The sequence below is a fragment of the Desulfurellaceae bacterium genome, from assembly GCA_021296095.1.
Classification (GTDB): Bacteria; Desulfobacterota; Binatia; order Bin18; family Bin18; genus JAAXHF01.
In genome coordinates this window covers 4,742-13,017 of the sequence record JAGWBB010000098.1, presented here as the reverse complement: position 1 = coordinate 13,017, position 8,276 = coordinate 4,742, and the positions used below count along the sequence as shown (strand labels likewise).

9 protein-coding genes, 2 tRNA genes and 1 rRNA gene are annotated in these 8,276 nt (G+C 65.2%); 5 read left to right on the top strand and 7 right to left on the bottom strand.

Going from position 1 to position 8,276, the window contains the following annotated elements; genetic code table 11:
• The 6 genes from J4F42_18790 to J4F42_18765 form a co-directional block, all read right to left on the bottom strand.
• On the bottom strand, positions 1–966 hold a 966-nt coding region (locus J4F42_18790), incomplete at its 3' end, for a hypothetical protein (protein ID MCE2487564.1).
• Positions 967–999: 33 nt separating this feature from the next.
• Positions 1,000–1,842 carry a hypothetical protein gene (locus J4F42_18785; GenBank protein MCE2487563.1) on the bottom strand — a complete coding sequence of 281 codons (843 nt, stop codon included), beginning with the start codon at positions 1,840–1,842 and terminating at the stop codon, positions 1,000–1,002.
• Positions 1,843–1,854: 12 nt separating this feature from the next.
• Positions 1,855–2,487 (bottom strand): type II secretion system protein M, encoded by a 633-nt coding sequence (locus J4F42_18780; GenBank protein MCE2487562.1) that lies wholly within the window; start codon positions 2,485–2,487, stop codon positions 1,855–1,857.
• A complete protein-coding gene (gene pilM, locus J4F42_18775) occupies positions 2,475–3,896 on the bottom strand; it encodes a pilus assembly protein PilM (GenBank protein MCE2487561.1) in 1,422 nt (473 codons plus the stop codon). The genes J4F42_18780 and pilM overlap by 13 nt, the downstream gene beginning before the upstream one ends.
• 91 nt (positions 3,897–3,987) lie before the next feature.
• Positions 3,988–4,446, bottom strand: a complete 459-nt coding sequence (gene gspG / locus J4F42_18770; protein ID MCE2487560.1) for a type II secretion system major pseudopilin GspG — start codon at positions 4,444–4,446, stop codon at positions 3,988–3,990.
• A gap of 28 nt (positions 4,447–4,474) precedes the next feature.
• A complete protein-coding gene (locus J4F42_18765) occupies positions 4,475–5,710 on the bottom strand; it encodes a type II secretion system F family protein (protein MCE2487559.1) in 1,236 nt (411 codons plus the stop codon).
• Positions 5,711–5,807: 97 nt separating this feature from the next.
• Here J4F42_18765 and rrf point away from each other — a divergent pair.
• The 4 genes from rrf to lpxA all read left to right on the top strand — a co-directional run bounded on the left by rrf (position 5,808) and on the right by lpxA (position 7,075).
• A 5S ribosomal RNA gene (gene rrf / locus J4F42_18760) occupies positions 5,808–5,923 on the top strand.
• A gap of 22 nt (positions 5,924–5,945) precedes the next feature.
• Positions 5,946–6,017, top strand: a tRNA-Gly gene (locus J4F42_18755).
• A 41-nt stretch (positions 6,018–6,058) separates the two neighbouring features.
• A complete protein-coding gene (locus J4F42_18750) occupies positions 6,059–6,265 on the top strand; it encodes a DNA gyrase inhibitor YacG (GenBank protein MCE2487558.1) in 207 nt (68 codons plus the stop codon).
• A 6-nt stretch (positions 6,266–6,271) separates the two neighbouring features.
• On the top strand, positions 6,272–7,075 hold the full coding sequence (lpxA, locus tag J4F42_18745) for an acyl-ACP--UDP-N-acetylglucosamine O-acyltransferase (GenBank protein ID MCE2487557.1): 804 nt from the start codon (positions 6,272–6,274) through the stop codon (positions 7,073–7,075).
• Positions 7,076–7,078: 3 nt separating this feature from the next.
• On the opposite strand, the gene J4F42_18740 is transcribed toward lpxA, so the two are convergent.
• A tRNA-Cys gene (locus tag J4F42_18740) sits at positions 7,079–7,151 on the bottom strand.
• 412 nt (positions 7,152–7,563) lie between these two features.
• Here J4F42_18740 and J4F42_18735 point away from each other — a divergent pair.
• A partial coding sequence (locus J4F42_18735) for an adenylosuccinate lyase (protein MCE2487556.1) occupies positions 7,564–8,276 on the top strand: 713 nt, incomplete at its 3' end.

Here is an 8,276-nt window from a genome sequence, read left to right as displayed (position 1 = left end):
CGCCTTGGCGTTTTCAACGGCGTACACATGCACGATGCGACCGCCCCCCTTTTCAGGCGGCACGTCGAGCACCTGCATCCATTTTTCGACATGGGTGAACACCTCGGGATTAAACGCAATCACCACCACGGCGTTGAGGCGGGCCAGCGGCACGACGAACACCCCATGCCGGGCGGCGACATCGGTCATCACCACGCCGTAGGGTTCGAGCACGCTGGCCAGTTCCTCGCCCAGATCCTCGGCGTTGGCGTGCTCAATCCGGTACACCCGGGCGTGCAGGTCACGAAACGTGTCCGTGTCAAACACCCCGACCATCTGCTTGAGGCGGCGGACATTCAGGGCCAGGTCGGAAATGACGACCAGGTTGGCGCGCGGATAGGCCAGCACGTCGCCGCCGGGAGAGATGAACGGCTGGAGAATCTTGGCCATCTCCTCGGCCGCGACATGCTTGACCTTGACGACCTCGATGACAAAGCGGTCCTCGGCTCGCAGCTGCTGATATTCGGCTCGACTCTGGGGCACCACGGCCTTGGTTTTACCCTCGGCGACCGGGACAATATGGTAGATGCCGTCAACCAGGTTGGCCGACACCCCGCTGCTGCGCAGAATCTGGTGGAACATGGGCAACAGCTCGTCGCGTGGAATATCGCTGGCCGTCCGAATGGTGACCTGGCCTTGGACACGCGGATCGATGATGTAGTGAATGCCCAGGGTCGCGGCAATGGTGTGGATCACCTCGCGGATGTCGGCGCCCTCGAAATTGAGTCGCACGGCGTCCGCGTTGATGGCGAGTAAGCCGGCGGGTTCGGCGGCCGCCTCGTCGTCATCGGCTGATGCGGCGAGTTCCGTAGCCGCCTCGTCGGCTGACTGGGCGAAGGCTGCCGGAAGCGGGCCGGCAGCCCACAGGCCGAGCATGGCGGCCAGGCTCACCCGGAGCGTGCGAACAAACCGCCAGCGTTTTTCCACCTGTCCTCCCGTGTTGTGCATATGCGGGCGGGACTAACTGTCCCGCTCCTCGGATTGGCGGTCTGCCTGGCGCTCGGACTGACGCTCTGAGCGGGCTGCCCGCTCCGCATCCCGGGCCTCGCGGCGCTCGCGGGCGCGACGGCGGCGGATTTCTCGCAGCCGGCGCTGGAGCTGGCGGATATTCTGCCGGATGGTGGTGGCTTCGTCTTTGCCGCTGTCTTTTGCCTCAGTTTTTTCCGCAGCCTGGCTGGCGGCCGTCTGGACGGCGTCGCTGCCCAGGACCAGCGGCGAGGCTGCGGTTTCGGCTTTGCCCTCGGCGTCCTGCGCCTTCGCTGCGGCTTGTCGCCGGGGCTGCTTGGTCCGCGGCGCCTTTGCCGCCTCGCTGCTCTTCTGGATAGTGAGGCTGAGGCTGACTTCCTCTCCGCCCGCGCCAAGGGCGAGCGTGGCATCGGAGTGCGTCAGCCGGGTCAGCTGATAGGCGTCGAAGCTGCCCCCGGAACGCACCCGGGTGACCTTGCCGCCCTTGGAGGCATCGGCAAACAGCGCCTCAAGACGACCGTCGGCCATAAAAACGCCGACCAGCTTGAGGTGGTCGGGCGGCGGAATAACGATTTTTTGTTCGTCCGGGTTCGGCAGGAGAATTTTCCGTGTCGGCCGTCGGTCGGGGGCAAACAGATTCTTGGCGGTAATCACGCCGGCCAACCTTCTTCCGATCGTTGGCTGGGCCCGGGGAAGCGCCGGGATGGCGGTGTTCAGGTCGGCCGGCGCCTCGGCCGCCACGGGAGGCCGGACGCCGCTCCAGGCCACAAACACCTGCCAGCCGAGGCCGCACACACCGAGCAGCAAGACCATGTGAATAAAGCGTTGGAATCGCATACGGTGCTCCCCTCAGGAGGCGTCGGTCTGCCGCATCACGCCCCCGACGGTGAGGGTGATGTTGAGCGACGTGTTGCTCTGGGCGGTGGTACGACGCCGCGACCTGCGCCGTCGTGTGCGGCTGCGGCGGCCAGACGCGCCGCGCATCTCCAGGCTGGAAACGGACAGCAGCCAGTCGCCGTACTCGATCCCGGCCAGAAAGTTGGCCAGCGCGGGCAACTCTCCGCGCAGCGTGACCTGCACCAGCGCTTTGCGAAAGTCGCCCAGCGACTGCTCCTTCATGACTTGGGCGCTGACAAGCTCCAGGCCGCTCTGGCCGGCCAGCGCCTGGAGCCGCTCCTGGAGTTGGGCCGTGGCCAGGGCCGGGGTCGTCTCGGGAATGAAGCGTGACTCCAGGGTCGTGAACTGTTGGCGGAGGTCTGTGACGTAACGCGCCAGGTGGGGGGCGCTGTCTTTACGCTCGCGCATCTGGCGGACTCTGTCCGCCTCCCGCTCGATGCGCTCCTGCAAGCGCTGGACGTAGGCCCGATACGGATCGACCACGCCGTAACGCAGGACGGCCAGCACCAGAATCGCCCCGGCCACTCCGGCCAGAAGGCGTTCCCGGCCTGAGAATCGGTGCCACAGGTGGATCAGCTGGCGCACGGGTGGACCACCTCGGCGCCCAGGGTGAAGGTCTCGCCCTGCGCCGTTGTTGTAAACGGCGCTTTGGGGGCGACGTTTTTCAGGCATTCGAGCCGGTTGAGAGCCGCCACCAGCTCCGATGCGGGCCGGGTTTTGGCCATCCCGCTCAGCTCGACCCGGCCCTCCCGGTACTGAAAGCCGGTCAGATACATATCGTTGGGGATGGTGTCCGACAGACGCCGCAGGAGCGGCAGCAGGCGTTTGTCCATCTCGGTGCTGAGGACCGTCAGGCGCCCGGCCAGCAGGTCGGCTTCGGACTGGTCGGCCAACACTTGGTCAACCTCGGGGGTGAAGGTTTCGATCTGCTGGGTCAGGGCGCTGAGCGCGCGGCGGTTCTGGACCACGACTCCCAGCGCCCAGGCCAGACCGAGGAGCAGGACAAGACTCGCCAGCACCAGGCTTGAGGCCGACAGCCGTTTTTCGCGCGGCGCCCGACTGGCCGAGGGCAAGACGTTGACGCCGCTGGTGACCTCTCCGACCGCCTGGACCGCAGCTCCGAGAGCCGGCAGCCCGGCCGGGGACAGGTCGGACTCCGGGGGCAGGCCGAAACGTGTGCCGGCCAGCGCGCCGAGGTCGTGGTCGATATGCAGCGTGACCGGCAGCCGACCGTTTGTTCCCCAGGCCACAATCGGGGTGTCGTCAATCGAGGCGCCCGGCAGGTTGCGGCCGATGGCCTGGGCCAGGAAGTCGTCGAGCGCCTCGGCTTCGGACGTGTCATGGGCGGAAAACAGGTGGCTGGCGATCAGGTGTTTGCCCCCGATGAAGCTCAGTTCCAGCTTATCGCCCTCCGGTCCGATGATCACACACGCGTCGGCGACCGTCGGCAGGCACGGCAGCAGGGCGCTCATTTGGGCACAGCTGCTGATGGTGACCATATGGGGCTGCAGGGCGAGCGCCGAGAGCACGCTCAGCAGGTCTTCGACCTCGCTGCGGCGCAGGCAGAACAGGGTCACGCCGATGCGTCCCTCTTCGCCGCCGACCGGATGGGTGAGATAGTCGTAGTAGAGTTCGTCCTTGGGAAAGGGGAAGAGCCGCTCGACCTCATAGCCGATGGCGTTGTCCAGGGAAGCCCGGGCGGCCTCGGGTACGGTCAGGCGGCTGACGCTGGCCATGTGTCTGGGCAGACACAGGACGACTTGATTCGGGCTGATGTCCGTCTCACTCAGAAACTCCCGCAGCGCCTGTTCGCAAGCCGCCAGACGTTCCCGACCGGATTCAGGCAGGGGGACCGTTCGCGCATGGCTCACGTTCACCCGCCAGAAGCGCTTGGCCATATACACCAGGCTGATCTCGCGGGGACCGATGCCAATCCCCAGCCCGTCCAGATAGTCAATCTTGGCCAGCTGCTGAAATGAAGCGCTTACATCCACCCTGTCTCCCGCCGCCACGTCCTGGCGCTGAAACCGTGTCTGCGGTCCCGGCCGGGCCGCCTCCTGTGTGTCCGAGAGTGGACACCGGGCATCAACTGCTCTCCCAACTGTTGATGTCCGCGCCCTCCTCGCTTCCCCCGGCTGTACCGTCCGCCCCGTGGGACACCAGATCGTAGGCCTCACGTTCGCCCGGGCTGCGATAGATGTACTGCGTCCCCCAGGGATCTTTGGGCACGTCTTTCTTGAGGTAGGGCCCGTCCCAGCGGTCCAGACCGGCCGGACGCTGGCGCAGCGCGGTCAACCCTTCCTGCGAGTTGGGATAGCGGCCGACATCGAGACGGAACATGTCCAGGGCGGCGCCCAGGTTCTCGATCTGGGCCCGGGCGGCGTCTCTTTTGGCCGAATCCACCCGCCCGATATAGTTGGGCGCGACCAGGGCGACCAGAAGTCCGAGAATGACCATCACGACCAGGAGTTCGACCAGGGTGAAACCGGCCTGGGTAAAACCGGCCCGACCGGCGGCCACTAACGAGCGATGGTGTTGCTGCATCATGTGAGTCAGCCTCCTTCCCATAGATTCAGAATGCCATATTGTTGACGCTGAACAGCCCGAGCAGCATGGCGATGACCACAAAGCCGACAATGAGTCCCATCGTCAGCAGCAGGACGGGTTCGACCAGCGAGGTCAGGCGGCGCAGCTGATTCTGGGTATCGCGTTCATAATACTCGGCCACCTGCATGAGCATGTCGTCAAGACGGCCGGTTTCTTCGCCCACACTGACCATCTGCAAGGCCAGAGACGGAAAGACGCCGCTCTGGCCGAGCGGGCCGGCAATGCCCTCGCCCTCTCGCACGCCGCTGCGGACTTCGGTGAGCGTGCGCCGGATGAGCTGATTGCCGACCACCTCTTCGACGAGTTCCATGGCCTGTAAGAGCGGCACCCCGTTCTTGAGCAGGGTGCTCAGGGTGCGGGCAAAACGTCCGACTTCGCGCTTCTGCAGCAGCTGGCCGATGACCGCCACCCGCAGACTCCAGCCGTCCCAGGCCAGGCGCCCCTGGGGGGTGGCCAGATAGCGCCACAGCCCGACCCCGGCCCCGGTCAGAACGAACACCAGCCCCCACCAATAGTCGCGGAGACCGTGGCTCAGGGCCAGCAAAAAGCGGGTGGCAAGCGGCAGGGCCTCACCCATATCTTCGAACAGCACGGCAAACTTGGGTAGGACGAAGGTAAACATCAGGACAATCGCCGCGCCGCCGACCAGCACCAGAATGGAGGGATAGGCCAGGGCGGATTTTACCTCGTCCTGCACCTCCTGGGCGCGCTCCAGGTGCTCGGCCAGGCGTTCCAGGACCGTATTCAGAAAGCCGCCCAGTTCGCCGGCTTTGACCATATTGACGTACAGCGGCGGAAAAATCCTGGGATAGGCGGCCAGAGACTCGGCCAGGGACTTGCCCTGCTGCACGTCACGCAGGATCTGCTCTACGGCCCCGCGGAGTTCGGCCCGGCTGGTCAGACCGCCCAAGACAGACAGCGCGCGGTCGAGCGGCAGACCGGCGGACAACAGCGCCGCCAACTCCTGGGTCACCAGCAACACGTCCCGCTGGCGCACCCGGCCCTGGCCCGGCAGGGTCGGCAGACTCAGACGCCGGCCCTCCGTCTTGGCCGCCGTCCTGTGGTCGGGCAGATCGATGTTCAGGGGCAGATAGCCCTGGTCGTGCAGGCGGGCGACGACCAGCTGCTCTGCGCCGGCATCCATCACGCCCTCAACAATTTTTCCCTGGGAGGTTGCCGCCCGATAGTGAAACTGTGGCATGGCTATGCGGGAATCTTAAGGGCTAAGAAAAATCGAGTCAAGCAGCGGACTTGACACGCTCGGCCGGTGTGGTAGGTAGGTTCCCAACAGAAATTCCCCGGGTCTCAATGGCGGAGGGGCCACACCCGTTCCCATACCGAACACGGCCGTTAAGCCCTCCAGCGCCGATGGTACTGCCTCTTCTGGGGGTGGGAGAGTAGGACGAGGCCGGGGGTTTTTTGTTGATGCAGACCAGGCGGGCGTAATTCAGTGGTAGAATGCCAGCTTCCCAAGCTGGACGTCGCCGGTTCAAGTCCGGTCGCCCGCTTCGTCTTTTTGACGCCGCAGCGACGTATCTCTGGAACTCGCATGCCCCACAGCCCGACCTGTCCGACCTGCCGCCAAGCCGTTGCCTGGCAGGGCAATCCCTTTCGGCCCTTCTGCTCGGACCGCTGCCGGACGCTTGATCTCGGCGCCTGGGCCGGCGAAGCTTATCGCATACCGGGCGAGCCGGGCGAGCCTGAGGTCGAACCCGGTGAGCCTGCCGAACGCCGAACGCCCGACAAGCCCCACTAGTCCGCCATGCCGATACATCCCAGCGCGGTCGTCGATCCTCGGGCAGACATTCATCCCCAGGCTCACATCGGGCCGTATGTGGTGATTGACGGGCCGGTTCGTGTGGGAGCCGGAACCCGGGTCCTGGCCCATGCCGTTCTGTGCGGCCGGACCGACATTGGCGAGGAGAATGTGATTCACATGGGCGCGGTCATCGGCCACGAGCCGCAGGACCTGTCCTACGCCGGCCAGCAGACCTTTCTCAAGATCGGCCACCGGAATATCTTCCGCGAGCACAGTCAGGTCCATCGGGGCACGGCCGAGGGTAGCACCACCCTCATCGGGGACGACAACTATCTGATGCAGAACGCCCACGTCGCCCATAACTGCCGGATCGGCAACCGGACGATCATTGCCGGGGGTGCTCTGCTGGCCGGCTATGTGCAGGTCGCGGACCGTGCCTTCGTGTCCGGCAACTGCGTGGTCCATCAGTTTGTGCGGATCGGCACCTTGGCCCTGCTGCGCGGCTTGTCGCGGACCAGCCGCGACGTGCCGCCCTTCTGCATTATGGACGGCACCCACACGGTCAAAGGTCTCAATCGGGTGGGCCTACGGCGGGCAGGTTTCAGCCCGGAACGGATCCGGGCCCTGCACGCCGTGTTTGGCCGTCTGTTTCGGAAAAAAATCAACCTCAAACGAGAGACTGAGGCGCTGCGTCAAGAGCCCTGCACGCCCGACGTACTGGCCTTGCTCGACTTTATTCAGCAGTCCGAACGGGGGGTGTGTTTTGGTCCGCGCCAGGGGCAACGGAACGGGTTGGCTGGGGACTGAAAGAGGCGGCGACCGGATTTGAACCGGTGAATGGCGGTTTTGCAGACCGCTCCCTTAACCACTTGGGTACGCCGCCACAGGCGAGAACATCGGCGGCCAGCCTAGCCGGCCCGGCCCTGGATTGCAACACCGTTCTCCCGTCCCTGCTACGCCTTCCCCTTTGCAAACGAGTGATACACCTCCGGCGTTCGCCAGACGTACAGTGTCGCCGGACCCAAGTGCCGCAGTCAGAGCGGGGGGATAACCCATCCCGCCGCTATCGCGGCACCCCTCCCAAGAGGGGATGGGGGGCGGTGATTCCCCTCCGAGGAGGGGTGGCCGAAGGCCGGGGTGGGTGCCTTTTTGACACGTTTTCTCCAGATCGGAAATGCGTAGACTACGGCACCATTTTTCGGGCGCAAGCCCACGCTGCCCGGCTTCTCCCTTGACATCCGGCCGGCCGCCACATAGGACAGATCACAGTCCACAAACCCCGATTCACAACGCATATGATTGAACGCTATACCCGCCCGATCATGGGTCAGATTTGGTCGGAAGAGAACAAATTCGCCAAGTGGCTGGAGGTCGAGCTGCTGGCCTGTGAGGCGCTGGCCGAACACGGCCAGATTCCGCGCGCCGCAGCTGAAGAACTCCGCCGGCGGGCGGTCCTGAACCTGCCCCGCATGCGGGAGATTGAGGCCGAGGTCAAGCACGATGTGGTCGCTTTTGTATCGTCCGTGGCCGAGCCGCTGGGTGAGGCCGGGCGCTACCTGCACCTGGGCCTGACCTCGTCGGACGTCATCGACACCGCGTTTGCCGTCCAGCTGTGCGAGGCGACCGACCTCCTGCTGGCCGATGTCGAGGCCCTGTTGGCGATCCTCAAACGTCTGGCCCGCGAGCACGCCCAGACCCTGACGATCGGCCGCACCCACGGCGTCCATGCCGAGCCGATCACCTTCGGCCTCAAAGCCGCCCACTGGTATGCTGAGATGCAGCGCGGCCAGACCCGTCTGAGCCAAGCTCGCCAGGACATTGCCCACGGTAAAATCTCGGGCGCGGTCGGCACATTTGCCAATATCGACCCGGAGATCGAAGCCTTTGTGTGCCGCCGGCTCGGACTCCAGCCCGAGCCGATCTCGACCCAGATCGTGCCCCGCGACCGTCACGCAGCCTTCTTCTCGACCCTGGCCCTGATTGGCAGCTCGCTGGAACGGATTGCGAC

Bases quoted from the DNA above. Each gene is read 5' to 3' on its own strand.
- lpxA (MCE2487557.1), top strand. From the start codon at position 6,272: ATGCCGATACATCCCAGCGCGGTCGTCGATCCTCGGGCAGACATTCAT.
- J4F42_18785 (MCE2487563.1), bottom strand. From the start codon at position 1,842: ATGCGATTCCAACGCTTTATTCACATGGTCTTGCTGCTCGGTGTGTGC.
- gspG (MCE2487560.1), bottom strand. From the start codon at position 4,446: ATGCAGCAACACCATCGCTCGTTAGTGGCCGCCGGTCGGGCCGGTTTT.
- J4F42_18750 (MCE2487558.1), top strand. From the start codon at position 6,059: ATGCCCCACAGCCCGACCTGTCCGACCTGCCGCCAAGCCGTTGCCTGG.
- J4F42_18765 (MCE2487559.1), bottom strand. From the start codon at position 5,710: ATGCCACAGTTTCACTATCGGGCGGCAACCTCCCAGGGAAAAATTGTT.